General features: G+C 61.7%; 17 protein-coding genes and 1 pseudogene. 7 read left to right on the top strand and 11 right to left on the bottom strand.

Going from position 1 to position 16,646, the window contains the following annotated elements:
• Positions 1 to 30: 30 nt before the first annotated feature.
• The gene (locus tag KW568_RS27970; protein ID WP_259537294.1) at positions 31 to 1,305 is read right to left on the bottom strand and encodes a site-specific integrase; all 1,275 of its coding nucleotides are present in this window, start codon (positions 1,303 to 1,305) and stop codon (positions 31 to 33) included.
• A gap of 101 nt (positions 1,306 to 1,406) precedes the next feature.
• Positions 1,407 to 1,643, bottom strand: a pseudogene (locus KW568_RS27965) (magnesium chelatase domain-containing protein); the annotation flags it as partial.
• A 262-nt stretch (positions 1,644 to 1,905) separates the two neighbouring features.
• Here KW568_RS27965 and KW568_RS27960 point away from each other — a divergent pair.
• The gene (locus KW568_RS27960) at positions 1,906 to 3,975 is read left to right on the top strand and encodes a DUF4034 domain-containing protein (RefSeq protein ID WP_004575823.1); all 2,070 of its coding nucleotides are present in this window, start codon (positions 1,906 to 1,908) and stop codon (positions 3,973 to 3,975) included.
• Here KW568_RS27960 and KW568_RS27955 read toward each other — a convergent pair.
• Together KW568_RS27955 and KW568_RS27950 are read right to left on the bottom strand one after the other, a co-directional pair.
• Positions 3,929 to 4,282 (bottom strand): gamma-glutamylcyclotransferase family protein, encoded by a 354-nt coding sequence (locus tag KW568_RS27955; RefSeq protein ID WP_004575824.1) that lies wholly within the window; start codon positions 4,280 to 4,282, stop codon positions 3,929 to 3,931. The genes KW568_RS27960 and KW568_RS27955 overlap by 47 nt on opposite strands.
• Positions 4,283 to 4,549: an accessory factor UbiK family protein gene (locus tag KW568_RS27950; protein ID WP_003253640.1), complete on the bottom strand. Its 267-nt coding sequence runs from the start codon at positions 4,547 to 4,549 to the stop codon at positions 4,283 to 4,285.
• 519 nt (positions 4,550 to 5,068) lie between these two features.
• On the opposite strand from KW568_RS27950, the gene glnK reads away from it, so the two are divergent.
• From glnK to sutA, 3 genes are all read left to right on the top strand, one after another.
• A complete protein-coding gene (glnK, locus tag KW568_RS27945) occupies positions 5,069 to 5,407 on the top strand; it encodes a P-II family nitrogen regulator (RefSeq protein WP_002555808.1) in 339 nt (112 codons plus the stop codon).
• A gap of 46 nt (positions 5,408 to 5,453) precedes the next feature.
• Positions 5,454 to 6,785: an ammonium transporter gene (locus tag KW568_RS27940; RefSeq protein ID WP_003253642.1), complete on the top strand. Its 1,332-nt coding sequence runs from the start codon at positions 5,454 to 5,456 to the stop codon at positions 6,783 to 6,785.
• Positions 6,786 to 7,214: 429 nt separating this feature from the next.
• Positions 7,215 to 7,544, top strand: a complete 330-nt coding sequence (gene sutA, locus KW568_RS27935) for a transcriptional regulator SutA (protein ID WP_003253643.1) — start codon at positions 7,215 to 7,217, stop codon at positions 7,542 to 7,544.
• 98 nt (positions 7,545 to 7,642) lie between these two features.
• Here the strand turns inward: sutA and KW568_RS27930 are convergent, their stop codons facing one another.
• The 6 genes from KW568_RS27930 to lptM are packed head-to-tail and all read right to left on the bottom strand — an operon-like array spanning position 7,643 to position 12,268.
• The gene (locus KW568_RS27930) at positions 7,643 to 8,338 is read right to left on the bottom strand and encodes an HAD family hydrolase (protein ID WP_003253644.1); all 696 of its coding nucleotides are present in this window, start codon (positions 8,336 to 8,338) and stop codon (positions 7,643 to 7,645) included.
• Positions 8,335 to 9,234, bottom strand: coding sequence for a tyrosine recombinase XerC (gene xerC, locus KW568_RS27925; RefSeq protein WP_003253645.1), 900 nt, complete (start codon positions 9,232 to 9,234; stop codon positions 8,335 to 8,337). Before xerC ends, KW568_RS27930 begins: the two co-directional genes overlap by 4 nt.
• Entirely contained in the window at positions 9,234 to 9,944 is a 711-nt protein-coding gene (locus KW568_RS27920; protein WP_004575826.1) for a DUF484 family protein, read from the bottom strand. The genes xerC and KW568_RS27920 overlap by 1 nt, the downstream gene beginning before the upstream one ends.
• A gap of 13 nt (positions 9,945 to 9,957) precedes the next feature.
• Positions 9,958 to 10,788 carry a diaminopimelate epimerase gene (dapF, locus tag KW568_RS27915; protein ID WP_003253647.1) on the bottom strand — a complete coding sequence of 277 codons (831 nt, stop codon included), beginning with the start codon at positions 10,786 to 10,788 and terminating at the stop codon, positions 9,958 to 9,960.
• Between the two features lie 4 nt (positions 10,789 to 10,792).
• Entirely contained in the window at positions 10,793 to 12,040 is a 1,248-nt protein-coding gene (gene lysA, locus KW568_RS27910) for a diaminopimelate decarboxylase (protein ID WP_003253648.1), read from the bottom strand.
• Between the two features lie 9 nt (positions 12,041 to 12,049).
• On the bottom strand, positions 12,050 to 12,268 hold the full coding sequence (lptM, locus tag KW568_RS27905; protein WP_003253649.1) for an LPS translocon maturation chaperone LptM: 219 nt from the start codon (positions 12,266 to 12,268) through the stop codon (positions 12,050 to 12,052).
• A gap of 239 nt (positions 12,269 to 12,507) precedes the next feature.
• On the opposite strand from lptM, the gene cyaY reads away from it, so the two are divergent.
• From cyaY to rnk, 3 genes are all read left to right on the top strand, one after another.
• A complete protein-coding gene (gene cyaY / locus KW568_RS27900; protein WP_004575827.1) occupies positions 12,508 to 12,840 on the top strand; it encodes an iron donor protein CyaY in 333 nt (110 codons plus the stop codon).
• Between the two features lies 1 nt (position 12,841).
• Positions 12,842 to 13,066, top strand: a complete 225-nt coding sequence (locus KW568_RS27895; protein ID WP_003253651.1) for a DUF1289 domain-containing protein — start codon at positions 12,842 to 12,844, stop codon at positions 13,064 to 13,066.
• A 146-nt stretch (positions 13,067 to 13,212) separates the two neighbouring features.
• Positions 13,213 to 13,623, top strand: a complete 411-nt coding sequence (gene rnk, locus KW568_RS27890) for a nucleoside diphosphate kinase regulator (protein WP_003253652.1) — start codon at positions 13,213 to 13,215, stop codon at positions 13,621 to 13,623.
• 90 nt (positions 13,624 to 13,713) lie between these two features.
• On the opposite strand, the gene KW568_RS27885 is transcribed toward rnk, so the two are convergent.
• Positions 13,714 to 16,569: a class I adenylate cyclase gene (locus KW568_RS27885; RefSeq protein ID WP_004575828.1), complete on the bottom strand. Its 2,856-nt coding sequence runs from the start codon at positions 16,567 to 16,569 to the stop codon at positions 13,714 to 13,716.
• Positions 16,570 to 16,646: the final 77 nt, after the last annotated feature.

Raw genomic sequence — 16,646 nt, 5'->3', positions numbered from 1 at the left:
CATTTTCCCGAAAGGTAAGATCCTGACTGCTCATTCGATTGCTTTGATCGTGGAGTTAAAGAAAGCTCGGGTAAATTCGTTCGCTATGGACGCCTTGATAGGCGACTTTTCAACAAATTTAATGTACTTTAGCGTTGTCTTCTCGTCGGCGTGTAACAGTGCATCTTTTACGATGGCAATGGCGTGGATTGCGCCGCCTGCTTTGATGGCGAGTCGTGCTAAGTCGGTTGCAAACGTGCATCGTGTCTGGTGGAACTTAAACTTATGCAATGCGCTTATGCCAGAGCTTTTGCCAATCCTTCGGAAGGCTGACATCGCTGTGTTTAATGCTGGTGACCTATCTTTGTTCCTTTCAGCGTAAAGGTTGCCGTTCTTCGTTAAGAAGACATGCTCCTTATTTTCAGTCCTTGCTTTGGCCTCGCGTTTTAACCTCTCCGGATCATAGCAATAGGTTAGTAATTCATCTAATAGGACTTTTGGAATCAAAACGTGGCCTGTAACTCCACCTTTTGTAGCTACGGGCGGGCTCGCACCAGGTCCCACAGCTAATCGGTACAGTTCATCAGAAGCGGGATCCGGAACTGCGTTTATTAAGGTTGATATTTTTAGGTCTGTTATAGTTTGAACTCTCATGCCGGTGAAAAAGCCGCACATTAGCATTAGCCATAGCTCATGAGTGCAATGTTCTTTCGCAGCATCGAGTATTTTGGCTCTGTCTGCCTCTGATACCGGATATAAGCCGTCTTCCAGTTTCTCTCCTACTGGAGATCGATTCGGAATAGATAAACTGGTTGTGTTAACTGTGACTGTACGCTCTAGCCCATAAGCATTACTGTATTTGATGTTCACATAGCTATCGCGCCACATGGGCCATTCTGGAGATAAGGCTCCATTAACGCGCAGCCAGCGATAGAATTGAATGACCACACGCATGCGCTGCGAAGCTGTGGAAGGTGCCAGATCGCCGGATTTTCTGGCTCTGACAAGGTGGCCTCGGAATTTAACCAAGCACCTCTCACTCTCTCGAGCAGGGAAGTCTCGCCAGTCGGTACCAGTGACTTCCAACCATTTCATATAACCATGGATCGCTGAACTCTTTGATTTCAGCGTCTGGATATCTTTTTGAGCACTTGTTCCTTGGAGCATTAGCCACAGGTTCGCTTCACGCCAAGGTGAGCCGTCGGCCCAGAATAATTGCGGTAGAGACTCAATAGGTCTTTGGTGCTGTAGCGTTTTCCAAACCAAACTTCCGTTCTCGATTGATGCGCTTGCTGGCACAAAATCGATGTATTCCTGTCGTGCCATTCGACGCTCCCTTATCCTCGCCCAGCCGGATGCTGGTCACGCTTCTTGTCCATAGGGTGACAACAGCAGTGTGCAGTGTCCATACCACCTACTCACCTGTGGCCGCCATCCTTGGGCAGGTCGGCGGGGGCGAGGTTCTGGGTAATGCGCCGCTGCGGGTACTTCAGCCCGGAGTTGACGATGGCGCTGCGCACCCGGTCCTTGCTTTCCTTGACCGTGGTTTCCGGCAGGCCGACCAGGGTGAGATGAGGCAGGCCGTTGGCCAGGTGGGTTTCGACGCTGACCGCCGGTGCCTGCACGCCTACCTGGGCGCGGCTGTGGACGAGAGCTAGAGACATGAACACTCCGTTGTTGCTGGAAAATGCCGCTTCCTGCGGCTGGGCAAAGAATAGCCAGTGCTGCCACGGCAGGCGCAACAAGTGTGCGTCGTGGTTTTTCAGGGCAGGGGTTTTCCCTGCGCTTTCATGCGCTTCGGCAAAAATGGATCCAATAGGCTTTGCGCAGTCGTCAGGTATGACTTAGTGTTGTTGGGCAACCGCAGTTGCCATGGGATGGCACTGCGTCTTCTTTCAAATGGACTTGAGGTATTGCACCGTGCAAATGCTCACCCGCACGCACCAGGCAATTCGCGAACTGGTGCAGGCCAGTGCATTCGTTGAACTCAACCGCTTTTTCGACAAGCTTGAGGCTCAATGGCGCCAAGCCCCGCCCGGCGAGTTCCCGGCCTACCTGGCGGCCATTGAAGGGCACATGCTGCTCGACCAGGAAAACCAGGGCGACAGGGCCCTGAGCCAAGTGCTCAGAGCCTGGATTGACGCGTGCCCCAGGGCTTACCACCCACAAGTGGTAATGGGTATGCACTGCTTCCACCGGGCCTGCCAGGTGCAGGTTGATGGCCCACGCAACGCTGCACGCTTGCTGGCGGTCGCGCAAATTTGTGAATCCGCCACCGCGCACCTGTTGCGTGCAATGGACCGCTCTGCGCACCCCGTGGCAGCGGCCATTGGCATGCTGCGCATCAGTGCGCAGCTCCATGAGCCTGGTTGGTTGCTCCAACTGTTCCAGGGGGAGCCTGCACGCTTCAGGCCCAGTGCCCATGCCGATGTAGAGGTACAGGAAACTGCAGCGCCGTTGCTGGTGAGGCATGGGTTGTTGCCCTTGGCCGAGCTGCCACAGGCGCTGCCGCACTACCTGGGCAAGCGGGTCGACCATGAAAACGAGGACCCTCGCTATTACTGGCTGCGCCATGCGCTGATCGCCCGCCCCGGTTGCTTCGAAGCGATCCAGGCCCTTGCTGTGTACTTGCTGCCCCGCTGGGGCGGCAGCCTCGATGCGTTCGAGCTGTTGGTCAATGGCCCGCTGTGCGCAACCTGGGACGAGCGTTTGCGTAATGCGCTGCGCTGGATGGCTGTCGAAGGCCGGCTGAAGCTGCCACAGGCTGACAAGGTGCAGGCCGTAGCCGACTGGCAGCACGTGTTCGAAGACTGGTCACAACGCCCGTTGAGGCCCAGGGAACGTGCTGTCGTTCTGGCATGGCGGGGGGCGCTGCACAGCAGGGCATTGGGCGACCATGCTGGCGCTATGCGCGACTTTGCCGCGAGCGTGGCGTGCAATGCCGATCTTGGCGCCATCCGCGCCATGGGCGTGCCGTTTCGCTGTTTGGTCGAGCTGATACTGCGCGATGGCATGGTAGATGAGAGGCAACTGCTACACGGCGCTATTGAGCGCCTGTGTGACGGCCGTTCACATGCTGCTGCCTGTGCATTACGCGCGGCCGGGCACCGTTTTGGGCTGTGGGCGCTGCCACGCTCGGCCGAGCAGGCAAGGCTATGGTTGCAACGGGCGGTGAATCGCCAGTGCGCGGGCCAGGCACCGGGGTTCGAAGTGCTTGAAGTGGCACGGGTGCTGTGGGCAGCCAACCGGCATGAAGTGGCCTGCTACCTGTACGAACGCTTCGCCGAACTGAACCTGCCGGGTGCTGCCCTGGCCTTGTACGAGCTGCACCATGGCGGCCTGGCCAACACCCCGGCGCATTACCTGGATGACGAGGCCGCCGGGTACTGGCTGCAGCGTGCGGTGGAGGCGGGCAGCAGGCAGGCCAAATACAACCTGGCCTGCCTGCGCATGGACGGCGATGAGGATTTGAACGAGCGCAGTGCCATGCTGGCGGTCAGGCGCCTGCTTGTCGACGCGCTGGGCAACCCGCAGATCAACGCGCGTGCGCGTTTGCATCTGGGGATTTTGTTGCGCCGGTTTGGTGAGGCGCAGGAGCGGACCGAGGCGGTTGCTTACCTGCTGAGCCTGGTCGAGCACCCGGACCCGTGGCTTGCAGGGCGTGCCAGCGCCGAACTGGGGCTGGCCTGGATGCAGGGGCGTGGCACCCGCAAGCAAAGCCGCTTTGCCGCCATCGAATGGGTCAACCGAGCGGCCAGCTTGCAACCAAGGGATACGGCCATTGGTGATATCCAGGCCCAGATCCTCAATTCGCACAACCGGGTGAAGACATTGTTTACTCAGTGCGGGGCGGCGTTGTTCCGCGGCACCTTGCATGCAAGCGAGCTACCACCGAAACAGGCCTTTACCCACGCCGAGTCGTTACGGGTTCAACCTGCATCGGAGGGGCTTAGGCGCGCACATAAACCCAGGCTGTCAGGCCCGATGCGAGGGTGACGGCGACACGCTTGTAGTCGGCAACTTCATAGCGGTCCGCCGCTGCCAGTTCGTCTTCGCTGATCTGGAAGACCATACCGGCCACGCTGTCGTTGGCCTGGCTGCTGGGGGAAACGATGGGGTGATGGGACTTGCCGCTGGTCGCCAGTACGTCCGGGTCAGTGATCTCGACCCAGTCCAGGCGGTAGCCCGGCATACGGTCGGCCTGGCCGTTCAGCTCACGGCCAAAGTTGGCCAGTTGCACGGCTTTATCCTGCAAGGTGCCGTAGGAAAACAACAGTACCGGGTATGCGCTGGAGGGCTGCATTCACTCATCCTGTGAAGTTGGGTTCAGCCGCGCTTCCAGCTCGGCTACCTGTTTTTCCAAGGCCTCGAGGCGTGCGCGGGTGCGCGCCAGCACGACCATCTGGCTGTCGAACTCATCGCGGCTGACCAGGTCCAGCTTGCTGAAGGCACCTTGCATCAACACTTTGAACTGGCTTTCCAGTTCCGCACGGGGCTGGGCGGCATCGCTGCTGAACAGGCGCGAGGCCTGGTCGCTCAGGGCATCGAGAAGGGCTTTGGGCGCGAGCATGGGGCTGTCCACTGAAACGGAGAAATGGCCGCCAGTGTAGCACGCACAAACCTGGCGCCTGAGTGCACATTGGCCTTTGTGGGAATGGCCTTGCGTGGCGATTGGGCTGCACAGCGGCCCCGGCAATATCGGCACCAAGGCACAAATCGTAGGGGCGCTTCGCAGCCCCATCGCGACGCAAGGCCGCCCCCACAAAGAGCGCGTGCGGTTTTCAATCAGTTGCACATTTTTCGCGCAGCTTGCCCCGCCTCGGCGCACCGAAACTGTGCATGTTTCCAATGCTGGCGACTGGCCAATCCCGACCAAATCACATAACGCTCTGTTTTTCGGCGCTTTGTCCGAACTGGCAAGGTTTCTGCAAAGACCTGTACGAGCCATGCACTGAAGCAGTTCCTTGTGACCAGGCAGTGCGCACGCGGAGCCGGATGCCGACGACGCGTTACAAAGCCAACCGCTGCGCTTAGACTTGAGACGGGTTTGTTTTCCTGGGGCAAGTCCACCAAATCGGGAGAGAGTTTCATGAAGCTAGTCACAGCCATCATCAAGCCGTTCAAGCTGGACGACGTGCGCGAGTCGTTGTCGGAAATCGGCGTGCAGGGCATCACCGTCACCGAAGTCAAAGGTTTCGGTCGGCAGAAGGGCCACACCGAGCTGTATCGCGGTGCTGAATATGTGGTCGATTTCCTGCCCAAGGTGAAGATCGATGTCGCCATCGATGACAAGGACCTTGATCGGGTAATCGAAGCCATCACCAAGGCAGCCAACACCGGCAAGATTGGTGACGGCAAGATTTTCGTGGTGAATCTGGAGCAGGCAATCCGCATCCGTACCGGCGAAACCGATACCGACGCGATTTAAGCAGCAACAAAGCCTCACCAAACCCAACGCCCCAGGAGAAAACAACATGACTCTGCGTAAGATCGCAGGGCTAGGAGCCCTATTGTCCCTCGTAATGCCCGGGCTTGCCCTGGCAGAGGAAGCTGCCCCAGCGCTGAACTCCGGCGACACCGCCTGGATGCTGACCGCAACGGCGCTGGTGCTGTTCATGACCATTCCAGGCCTGGCCCTGTTCTATGGCGGCATGGTGCGTTCCAAGAACGTGCTGTCGGTGATGATGCAGTGCTTTGCAATTACCGGCCTGATGAGCATTCTCTGGGTCGTCTACGGCTACAGCATGGCCTTCGATACCGCCGGTATGGAAAAGGGCGTGCTCAACTTCAACTCTTTCGTTGGCGGCTTCTCCAAGGCCTTCCTCAGCGGCGTCACGCCCAACAGCCTGACCTCGGCCACCGCGCTGTTCCCTGAAGCGGTGTTCATCACCTTCCAGATGACGTTCGCCATCATCACCCCGGCCTTGATCGTCGGCGCCTTTGCCGAGCGCATGAAGTTCTCGGCGATGCTGGTCTTCATGGGCATCTGGTTCACCCTGGTGTATGCGCCGATCGCACACATGGTGTGGAGCGGTGACGGTGCCCTGATGTGGGACTGGGGCGTACTGGACTTCGCTGGCGGCACCGTGGTGCACATCAACGCCGGTATCGCAGGCCTGGTCTGCTGCCTGGTACTGGGCAAGCGCAAGGGCTACCCGACCACGCCGATGGCCCCGCACAACCTCGGCTATACCCTGATGGGCGCAGCGATGCTGTGGATCGGCTGGTTCGGTTTCAACGCAGGCTCTGCTGCTGCCGCCAACGGTACTGCCGGCATGGCCATGCTGGTCACTCAGATCGCTACCGCCGCCGCCGCCCTGGGCTGGATGTTCGCCGAGTGGGTCGGTCACGGTAAGCCAAGTGCTCTGGGCATCGCTTCGGGCGTGGTTGCTGGCCTGGTTGCCATCACCCCGGCTGCGGGCACCGTCGGGCCGATTGGTGCGCTGATTATCGGCCTGGTTTCGGGTGTGCTCTGCTACTTCTGCGCCACCACGCTCAAGCGCAAACTCGGCTATGACGATTCCCTGGATGCCTTCGGCGTGCACGGTGTTGGCGGCATCATCGGTGCCATCCTCACGGGTGTGTTCGCGGCCCCGGCGCTGGGCGGCTTCGGTACCGTCACCGACATCGGCATGCAAGTCTGGATCCAGGCCAAAGGTGTGATTTTCACCGTGGTCTACACCGCCATCGTCACCTACGTGATTCTCAAGGTGCTGGATGTGGTGATGGGCCTGCGGGTCAACGAAGAAGAAGAGTCGGTCGGCCTTGACCTGGCTCAGCACAACGAGCGCGGCTACAACCTGTAACTGCGACGCGGTAAAAACTTGCCCGGCTTGCCGGGCATTTTTTTGCCAGTTTTTCAGCATTTCCCGCACGGCAAACGGTTTATTCGACACGTTCGTGACGTAGGTAAAAAACTTACAAGCCACAGGGCGTTTATGGTGCTTTGCTTTTTCCACGGGCGCGCTAGAATGCGCGCCGAAGGGTGTTTGACGAGTAGTCCACACACTTCGCCAGCCTTTGCTAGGCTTGCCAATAGCGTGTGGCCAGCAGGGGCTAATGGATTTGTCAGGTCCTGCCAGGAGCAGGGCCTGCTGGGTGCCGCCTCCCATCAGGAGTGCCGACCCAAGGGCAGTGGCCTAACCCACGGCCAGTTGAATTTTCACTGGTGGCTGCCGGTCTACGGCTGCACTGGTCTATAACCAACCTGCTTTTCGCAAGTCATGAGGTAGAACATGAGCGACGACGATCTGGAAAATGATGACCTCGAAGTAGGCGACGAAGACGAGGGTGATGAGGTCCTTGAAGGGGCGGCTGATGACGGCGTTGAAGACGCTGGCGATGACGACAGCAGCCCGGCACCCGTTGCCAAGGGCAAATCCAAGGCCGCAGTCTCGGTAGACGAGATGCCGAGCATGGAAGCCAAGCAGAAAGAGCGTGATGCACTGGCCAAGGCGATGGAAGAATTCCTTTCTCGCGGCGGCAAGGTGCAGGAAGTCGAGGCCAACGTGGTCGCTGACCCGCCCAAGAAGCCGGACAACAAGTACGGCAGCCGCCCTATCTGAGTGGCTGATCGCAAAAAAGCCCGCCGTCGCTGCGGGCTTTTTTACGCCTGTGGGTTTTGTGTTGCCCGTGCCCGCGAATGGGCCGCAAAGCGGCCCCGTCAGCGCCAGCGTGCAAGCACGTCAGGTAGTTGCGACAGGCGCTGGATCTCGGCGTCCGGCGCCTGATCGCCAGCCCAGGCCTTGCCTTGCGGGTTGAACCACACCGCCCGCAACCCGGCGCGCTGGGCACCGGCAATGTCATCGCCAGGGTGATCGCCGATGTGCACTGCCGCACCCGCGTCCACCTCGCCTCGGCGCAACGCTTCAAGGAATGGTGCAGGGTCTGGTTTGCCGATGCCCAGGTCCTCGGCGCACAGGGCAAAGCGGAAGTAATCCGCCAGCCCTAGCCGGCTGACGTCGGCATTGCCGTTGGTGACCACGCCCAGGATGTATTGATGGCGCAAGATTTCGAGCACCGGCTGCACCTCTGGGAAGATCTCCACCTGGTGGCGGGCATGCAGGAACACTTCGAAGCCTTCGTTGGCCAGCGCCTGTGCGTGCTGCTCGCTGTAGCCGACCTCTTCCAGGGCATGAAACAGCACGCGCCTGCGCAGGGCACTGATGCGGTGCTTGAGGCCGGGCTCTGCTTGCACCAGGCGCTCGCGGATGGCGAACAGGTGTTCCACCGGCACACTGCCGAGGGTGGGTGCGTTGGCCTCGAGCCAGTCGCGCAGCACGACTTCCGCGGTAGCAATCACCGGCGCGGTGTCCCACAGGGTATCGTCGAGGTCGAAGGTGATCAGCTTGATGCTCATGAGTCTGTGCCTTTGCTGCGTTTGGCCCGAGGGTGGGCGCTGTCGTACACCGCGGCCAGGTGCTGGAAGTCCAGGTGGGTGTAGATTTGCGTCGTGCTGATGTCGGCGTGGCCGAGCATCTCCTGCACCGCGCGCAGGTCCTGGGATGATTCCAGCACATGGCTGGCGAAGGAATGGCGAAGCATGTGCGGGTGCAGATGTTGGCCCAGCTCACGCTCACCGGCGGCCTTTACCCGCAGCCGAACTGCCTGGGGGCTGATGCGATTGCCCTGGCGGGTGATGAACACTGCACGGTCGCGTGGGTTGCCGATGCCGCGCAAGCGGTACCAGGCCTGCAACGCCTCGCGAGCCTTGCGACCCACAGGCAGTACGCGGGCTTTTCCACCCTTGCCCAGTACCTGCACCAGGCCGGCGGCGAGGTCGAGGTGATCAAGGTCGAGGTTGGTCAGTTCCGATAGGCGTAGGCCTGAGGAATAGAACAGCTCGAGGATCGCCTGGTCACGCCGGGCAATGAAGTCGTCGTCGACGCCACCATCGAGCAGCTGCAGTGCGCGATCGGTATCCAGTACCTTGGGCAGCCGACGCTCACCTTTGGGTGCGCTCAGGCCGGTGGCCGGGTCGTGCTGGCACAGGCCTTCGCGGTTGAGGTAACGGTACAGGCCGCGCACGGCCGACAGCAGGCGTGCCAGGCTGCGCGGGGACTGGCCATGGTGGTGCAAGCGGGCGATCAGCTGGCGCAGTTGCTGGATTTGCAGCGCCTGCCACTCGGCAATGCCGTGTTCTTTGCAGTAGGCGATGACTTTTTCCAGGTCGCGACGGTAGCCCAGCAAGGTGTGCTCCGACACCTGGCGCTCGTTGCGCAGGTGTGCGCAATAAGCCTCCAGCTGGCGTTTCATCAGCGTACCGAGCGCAGTGTCTGGGTAACGCGTGGCACAACGCGGCCGAGCACCTCGGCGATATAGCCGAGGAAAAGGGTGCCGACGCTACTCTTGTAGTGTTGCGGGTCGCGGCTGCCGATGGCCAGAACCCCATGCAGCCCTTGGTACTCAAGAGCTGCCACGGCGCTGGAGCCTACTTCCCGGCGCTGTTCTTCACCGAACAGGAAAGCCAGCTCGTGCTCGCGCAGGTTGCCACTGACGGTCTTGCCACCGCCCAGCAGGGCACCGATGGCTTGCTGCGCCTCGGCATTGCTGACCCAGCGCCCCACCGGCGCGACGTTGTCGCCGAACAGGATCAGGCTGACGAAGGGCACCTGGAATTCCTGGCGCAGGCTGTCTTCGACCGCCATTACCACTTCTTCCAGGCTGCCGGCATCGAGCAGGTCAAGGATCAGCCGGCGGGTCTTGTCGAACAGCCGGTCGTTGTCGCGGGCCACGTCCATCAGTTGCGACAGGCGATGGCGCATTTCGATGTTGCGGTCACGCAGCAGCTTGAGCTGGCGTTCCACCAGCGACACGCTGTCTCCTCGCTGGTGCGGGATGTGCTGTTCGATCAGCAGCTCGTCGTGCTCGGCGAAGAAGGTGGGGTGGGCGCGCAGGTAGGCGACCACCGCTTCGGCATCGAGCTCGTCGGACTGCTTGGGTACAACCTTGGGCTGATCGGTCATGGCGGTTACTCGTTTAGAGACGAACCTGTCCTTCGTAGACGCGTACGGCCGGGCCGGTCATCATCACGGGCTTGCCGGGGCCGGCCCATTCGATGTGCAGGCGACCACCGGGCAGGTCGAGGGACACCGGGGAATCCATCCAGCCCTGGCTGATCGCCGCCACGGCTGCGGCGCAGGCGCCGGTGCCGCAAGCCTGGGTTTCGCCGGCGCCGCGTTCCCACACGCGCAGGTTGGCGCGGTGGCGGTCGATGACTTGAATGAAGCCGGCATTCACCCGCTGTGGGAAGCGTGGGTGGTTTTCGATCTTCGGGCCCAGCTCATGCACAGGCGCAGTAAACACGTCGTCGACACGCAGCACGGCGTGCGGGTTACCCATGGACACGGCGGCTATCGAGTACAACTGGCCGTCAACTTCCAGCGGGTAGCTTGGCGCCTGTGCGTCGGCGACAAAGGGAATTTCGGCAGGGATGAAGCGCGGCGGGCCCATGTTGACACTCACCTGGCCGTCGTTCTGCACGTCCAGCACGATGATGCCGCTCTTGGTTTCCACGCGGATGCGCTTTTTCGCGGTCAGGCGCTTGTCCAGCACAAAGCGGGCAAAGCAGCGCGCACCGTTGCCGCATTGCTCGACCTCGGAGCCGTCGGCGTTGAAGATGCGGTAGCGGAAGTCCACTTCCGGGTTGTTCGGCGCCTCGACGATCAGCAACTGGTCAAAGCCGATGCCGGTGTGGCGGTCACCCCATTGCTTGGCGTGCTTGGGCTGAATGTGCGCGTGCTGGCTGACCAGGTCCAGGACCATGAAGTCGTTGCCCAGCCCATGCATCTTGGTAAAACGCAGCAGCATGGGCTTACTCCGGCAGCAGGCTTTCGCCAGCATACAGTTCGGCGACGGTCTCGCGGCGGCGTACTTCGAACGCCTGGTCGCCGTCGACCAGGATTTCAGCGCAACGGCCGCGGGTGTTGTAGTTGGAGCTCATGACAAAACCATAGGCGCCCGCGGACTCTACGGCCAGCAGGTCACCTTCGGCCAGGTTGAGTACGCGGTCCTTGCCGAGGAAGTCGCCAGTCTCGCAGATAGGGCCGACCAGGTCATAGGCACGGCCTTCGCCTGCACGTGGCTTGACCGCGCTGACACCCATCCAGGCCTGGTACAGGGCCGGGCGGATCAGGTCGTTCATCGCTGCATCGATGATCGCGAAGTCCTTGTGTTCGGTGTGCTTGAGGTATTCCACGCGGGTCAGCAGCACGCCAGCGTTGGCGACGATGTAGCGGCCAGGCTCGAACACCAGGGCCAGGTCGCGCTCGCCCACGCGTTCGCGGATGGCCTTGATGTAGTCGGCCACCTGTGGTGGCTGTTCGTCGCGGTAGCGCACGCCGACACCGCCACCCAGGTCCAGGTGGCGCAGGTGTATGCCGCACTCGGCCAGGCGGTCGACCAGCACCAGCAGGCGGTCGAGGGCGTCGAGGAATGGCTCGACGGTGGTCAGTTGCGAGCCGATGTGACAGTCGACACCGACCACTTCCAGGTTCGGTAGCTGTGCGGCGCGTACGTAGATGGCCTCGGCATCGGCAATGGCGATGCCGAACTTGTTTTCTTTAAGGCCGGTGGAGATGTACGGGTGAGTACCGGCATCGACGTCCGGGTTGACCCGCAGCGATACCGGGGCAACCTTGCCCATTTCGGCGGCGACTACTTGCAGGCGCTCCAGCTCGTCGGTGGATTCGACGTTGAAGCAGTGCACGCCAACTTCCAGGGCACGGCGCATGTCTTCACGGGTTTTGCCAACGCCGGAGAACACCACGCGGTCGGCACGCCCGCCAGCGGCCAGTACACGCTCCAGTTCACCACCGGAAACAATGTCAAAGCCTGCGCCCAGGCGCGCCAGCACGTTCAGCACGCCAAGGTTGGAGTTGGCCTTGACCGCGAAGCACACCAGGTGCTCGGTGCCTTGCAGGGCGTCTGCGTAGCTACGGTACTGGGCCTCGATGTGGGCGCGCGAGTACACATAGGTGGGGGTGCCGTAACGTTCAGCAATGGCCGACAGGGCCACGCCTTCCGCGAACAGCTCACCGTCGCGGTAGTTGAAAGCGTTCATCTGGTTTCCTTACTGCGCTGGCGACTGCTCGGACTCGGACTCGGACTGCAGCTCGGGCTGCTGTTCTTGTGCCGGGGCCGGCTTGGCTTTTGGCTGGTGCTGGTGCGACGTGTGCGCTTTGCCGTTATCGCCATCTTCAGGCAGATACAGCGGGCCTTTCTGGCCACAGGCCGAAACGAGGCAGGCAACAGCGACCAGCGCCGCGAAGGAGGAAATCAGGCGCTTCATGGGTGAAATCCTTAGAAAAATGCAGTATTGCGCCCGAGTATACCGAGCGACCGGCGGCTTGCCTATGCAAGGACCGGTCCGCCGGGCGGGCTATGCTTAGCCTCTGCGCAGCCCCCCGTAGGAGCGGGCTCGCCCGCGAAGAGGCCGGTGAACGCAACGGCTAAACCTTTGCATTCGGCGGCAAGCGCCCGTATCTTGCCCGGCTTGCCTGTAACGCAGCCAATTTCGAGGTTCCTGCAATGAGTTTGAGTGAAGCGCGTTTCCATGATCTGGTCGACGCGACCCAACAGGCCCTGGAAGATCTGTTCGACGAGAGCGGTCTGGACCTGGACATGGAGAACTCCGCCGGTGTCCTGACCGTCAAGTTCGAGGGCGGCGCCCAGCTGATCTTCAGCCGTCAGGAGCCATTGCGCCAGCTGTGGCTTGCCGACCGCTCCGGTGGTTTCCACTTCGATTACGACGAAGACAGCGGCAAGTGGGTGTGCGAAAAGAGCGAAGAGTTGCTGGGTGAAATGCTCGAGCGTATCGTCTGGGAGCGGGCCGGCGAGAAGCTGGACTTCGACGAAATCTGACATGAGTAGCGCCCAGGCCCGGCCGCCCAAGCCGCTTTACAGCAACGTCAGCCCTGCAGTGCCGTCACCGTGCATCAGCGTATGCCGGCTGGACGAACAGCGGGTGTGCACCGGTTGCCATCGGCATGTCGAGCACATTCGCGAATGGCGCTCGGCCGATGACGAACGGCGCCGTCAGATCTGCCGCGAGGCCCAGGTCTTGCGCGAGCAGGCTAAGGCACACTGAGCGCAGGGGCTTGAGTATTTGCCCGGCTGTGGTAGTGTCGGGTTCTGCGTCGGTGACGCCAAAGCCTTCTCAAACCCCGCCCTTGGGCGGGGTTTTGCTTTATTTGCACATTGAAAACTGCCTGTTCAAAGGAGTCTGACTGGATCATGAGCACCAAGCCTTCCCTCATCCTCACCCGATTGGACGTACAACGTCTGGAGCGTCTGATCGACAGCCTCGACGAGAGTACGCCGGGTGTGCTCGCCCTGCAGGACGAGCTTGACCGCGCCGAGCAGGTGGTCGGTCACGAGGAAGTGCCGGCGGGCGTGGTGACCATGAACTCGCGGGTGCACTGCCGTGAGGAAGCCAGCGGCAAGGACTACCACCTGACACTGGTGTACCCCAAGGATGCCGGGCCGGAAGGCAAGGTCTCGATCCTGGCGCCGATTGGCTGCGCTTTGCTGGGGCTGTCGGTGGGCGAGCAGATCGACTGGCCGGCACCGGGGGGCAAGACCCTCAAGCTGAAGCTGCTGGAAGTGGAGTACCAGCCGGAGGCGGCGGGCGATTACGACCTGTAAGGGCCAGGGGGCCGTTTCGCGGCCCGTTTGCAGCGCAAGGCTGTTGCTACAGAGAGATGCACTCTTTTGTCGCCGCCTTGTGCTGCGAGTTCAGGCGCCCTCCGCCAAAACCTGCTCCAACCCCTCATTCAGAGCCTGCTCCAGCACCCGCTTGTAGCTCAGGTAGGCCTGCGTTGCCCCCAGCCGGTCATCCAGCAACTCGGACAAATCCAGGTCGGTGATATAGCACCGGTACTGCGCTGTGCCACGGCGCTGACCGATGATCTGCCTGGCCACCACCGCATACAGCTGCTCACCATGTTCCAGCTCGGAAAACTCCTGCTGGTCGCAGTACAGCGTCACATGCGCCACGCCCGCTACACCCGCCTGGATAATCGCCTGTACCTCATAGTAAGGCTGGTCGCTGCCCTCGGCCGGGGCCAGGCGCGGCTCGATGTTGCGTGCCTTGCCTGGGCCGGTGGGCAGCAGCTGCGCGTAGTGGATATCCAGCGAGGCGGGTCGCAGGCTATCGAGGGGCAGGCGGGCATCGCGGCGCATCACCACCGAGCGCAGAAAACGTTGCAGTGGCAACAGCAGATGCGCTTCGTCATGCAGCGGCAGGCGTTGTTGCCACAATGCGTTGTATTCATCCAGCACATACACATCGGCCCAGCCGCCCTGCAGGCGGTAGAACACCTGAATGCAGGCTGGTCGGCCTTGCTCCAGCACCAGGCGCAGGTCGTGGTCCTGCAGCGCATTGGCATCCAGGTACAGCGGGCTGTAGGTGCCTCGCTCTTCGCCCAGGTAGGCCAGTAGCGCCTCATGCTCGGCCAGGGTCGTCAGGCTGACATGCTCGGGCAACAGCTCCAGCACATGGGTGTGGTGGGCCACTTGCAGCAGGTAGCGGTGGTGGAGCCCTTGATCCCGCAGCAGCTGGGCGGTGTCGAAAATTTCCTCTACGCGCTGGCCGATCGGCTGGGCGCGGCTTTGGCAGAAGCAGCGTACTCGCACCCTTGGCCGGTGGCCGCGCTGCGCCGGGCTGTTGAGGAAGTCGCGCAGGCAGCGCACCAGCGCGTGTTCACCGTCATAGCGCTGGACCAGTACCTCGTTCCAGCTGTTGACGGTGACCTGGTCCAGGGTCAGCACCAGGTTTTCGCGCACGCCAGCGTAGCTCAACGCGTCGGTGCGCTCTGTGGTCATCAAAACGTTCAGCTCGCGGTGGTGGCGCAGCGGGTCGACGCCGACGTTGACCAGCAACAACACCTCATCGGCAACGCTGGGCTGCAAAAGGCGCACTTCGCTGACGGTCGGCAAGGGCAGGGGGATACTTTGCCGCAGACAGCCCAGCAGGTTGAACAGCTCAAATTCCCCAAGGTCGCTGGCCCCTGGGTGCAGCGCCATGCGGGTGCTGCTGTCGATCACTCCGTTGCGATGGGCCCAGGTCAGCAGTTCGAGTAGCTCGCGGCAGCGTTTGATCGGGCTGAAGTGCTGCACCTCATGGGTGCTCAGGTTGCCGCTGTACAGCTCCCAGTGGTAGCTGCCCGGCTCCTTGCGGTTGGGTGCCTGGACCAGCGTCAGGGTGCCTTCGGCGAGGTCAGGGGCGATGCCGGGGTTAATCACTTCGACCTTGCCGGCGCGGCGCTCGAAGGCTGCGTACAGGCGCCGGCCCAGCACATTGAGGTCGCGCTGGTCGGCGCGGCTGCTGGCGTTCTGGGTGCGAGCGAACTGGCTGAGGAAGCGATAACTGAGGTTAAGCTCGGCCACCAGCTCACGCCGCTCGACGGCAACCTGCTGCACTTTCCATTGGCTGCGGCTGTCCAGCAGGGCCAACTGGCGCTGGTCCCAGCCCCACTCGTCGGTCAGGCGCTGCAGCAGCCGGCGTTGCCAGCCATGGCTGCGGCCTTGGTCGCTGAGCTTCTTGTTCACCTTCAGGTACAGGCTGCGCCGTACCAGCTCCAGGCGCGCGGGTTCGCCGCGTTGCAGCAGGTAACGTTCGATGCGCCGGTAGACCATCACGTAGGGGTCCAGCTCGTCGAGGTCGAGCTGGTTGGCAAATACTGCCTGCTTGTAGTCCAGGCTCAGGCAGCGCACCGCAGGGTGTTCGCCGGCGTAGGCTTCGGTCAGCAGCAGTTTGAGCAGCGATTTGTAGGGCGAGTCGATGCCTTTGAACAATTGCCACAGGCCAGCGCCGACGAACTCACCGGGCGGAATGTGCGCCAGGTTGCCGAGGTCAAGGGCTTCCTGGCTGCGGATAAAGCGCTTGGACAGCAACGTCTGGGTGTAGCTGTAGTAGTTGTGTTCCTCGTACACCGGTACCAGCCACCACAGCGGCGTACGCCCGGCCAGCCACAGGGTGGTGCGGTAGAACTCGTCCAGCAGCAGGTAGTGCTGGGTGGTGCCGCAGTCGTCGGAGCCGAGCTGGCCATCGCGCTGACCCTGGGCGAAGCCCTGTGTGTCGATCAGGAAAAAGTGTGCTTCGGCGCCCAGGCTTGCCGCCCAGGCCTCCAGCAGCTGGCACTTGCGGCGCAGCTCACCCAGCAGCTGTTCGGGCAAGCCGGGTGCATGGCACACCCACAGGTCCATGTCGCTGTGCTCGGCCTGCGCCAGCGAGCCCAGGCTGCCCATCAGGAACAGGCCGTGGATCGGGCGTGGCGGGTTGCCATGCTGGGCCTTGTAAGTGAACGAGCGGGCCAGGCGTTGGGCATCTGCCACCAGCTCGGCGCTTGGCTCGTAAGCCGATACGCCCGCAGGGGTGCTGCCGGAGACGTAACCCGGCAATAGCGGGTGGTTCACGTGAAACAGCAGCGGCAGCAACGACAGTACCTGTTGCTGGCGCGTTGACAGGCCTTCCTTTGCCCGCTGCAGTCGGCCCTGGTTGAGATGCAGGAAGCGCGCACGCAATGTCGCCAGGACCTTGCGGTCGATGCCTTCGTCCAGGTCAGGGCGGATTTCGTGAGGGTGGTTCATTGCGCGCTCGGGCAGGCCATTGAAGCTGTGGCGAGTTTAGCCTGAGTGGCGGGGTCGGATAAGCGGTAATTGAAATT

The organism is Pseudomonas sp. HD6515 (assembly GCF_024971855.1).
Classification (GTDB): Bacteria; Pseudomonadota; Gammaproteobacteria; order Pseudomonadales; family Pseudomonadaceae; genus Aquipseudomonas; species Aquipseudomonas alloputida.
Note: the sequence above shows the minus strand (reverse complement) of the source record. Positions and strands in the feature narration are given on the sequence as shown.

Excerpts from the sequence above, each read along its gene's own strand:
- KW568_RS27970 (WP_259537294.1), bottom strand. The coding sequence starts at position 1,305 with ATGGCACGACAGGAATACATCGATTTTGTGCCAGCAAGCGCATCAATC.
- KW568_RS27960 (WP_004575823.1), top strand. The coding sequence starts at position 1,906 with ATGCTCACCCGCACGCACCAGGCAATTCGCGAACTGGTGCAGGCCAGT.
- KW568_RS27955 (WP_004575824.1), bottom strand. The coding sequence starts at position 4,282 with ATGCAGCCCTCCAGCGCATACCCGGTACTGTTGTTTTCCTACGGCACC.
- KW568_RS27950 (WP_003253640.1), bottom strand. The coding sequence starts at position 4,549 with ATGCTCGCGCCCAAAGCCCTTCTCGATGCCCTGAGCGACCAGGCCTCG.
- glnK (WP_002555808.1), top strand. The coding sequence starts at position 5,069 with ATGAAGCTAGTCACAGCCATCATCAAGCCGTTCAAGCTGGACGACGTG.
- KW568_RS27940 (WP_003253642.1), top strand. The coding sequence starts at position 5,454 with ATGACTCTGCGTAAGATCGCAGGGCTAGGAGCCCTATTGTCCCTCGTA.
- sutA (WP_003253643.1), top strand. The coding sequence starts at position 7,215 with ATGAGCGACGACGATCTGGAAAATGATGACCTCGAAGTAGGCGACGAA.
- KW568_RS27930 (WP_003253644.1), bottom strand. The coding sequence starts at position 8,338 with ATGAGCATCAAGCTGATCACCTTCGACCTCGACGATACCCTGTGGGAC.
- xerC (WP_003253645.1), bottom strand. The coding sequence starts at position 9,234 with ATGAAACGCCAGCTGGAGGCTTATTGCGCACACCTGCGCAACGAGCGC.
- KW568_RS27920 (WP_004575826.1), bottom strand. The coding sequence starts at position 9,944 with ATGACCGATCAGCCCAAGGTTGTACCCAAGCAGTCCGACGAGCTCGAT.
- dapF (WP_003253647.1), bottom strand. The coding sequence starts at position 10,788 with ATGCTGCTGCGTTTTACCAAGATGCATGGGCTGGGCAACGACTTCATG.
- lysA (WP_003253648.1), bottom strand. The coding sequence starts at position 12,040 with ATGAACGCTTTCAACTACCGCGACGGTGAGCTGTTCGCGGAAGGCGTG.
- lptM (WP_003253649.1), bottom strand. The coding sequence starts at position 12,268 with ATGAAGCGCCTGATTTCCTCCTTCGCGGCGCTGGTCGCTGTTGCCTGC.
- cyaY (WP_004575827.1), top strand. The coding sequence starts at position 12,508 with ATGAGTTTGAGTGAAGCGCGTTTCCATGATCTGGTCGACGCGACCCAA.
- KW568_RS27895 (WP_003253651.1), top strand. The coding sequence starts at position 12,842 with ATGAGTAGCGCCCAGGCCCGGCCGCCCAAGCCGCTTTACAGCAACGTC.
- rnk (WP_003253652.1), top strand. The coding sequence starts at position 13,213 with ATGAGCACCAAGCCTTCCCTCATCCTCACCCGATTGGACGTACAACGT.
- KW568_RS27885 (WP_004575828.1), bottom strand. The coding sequence starts at position 16,569 with ATGAACCACCCTCACGAAATCCGCCCTGACCTGGACGAAGGCATCGAC.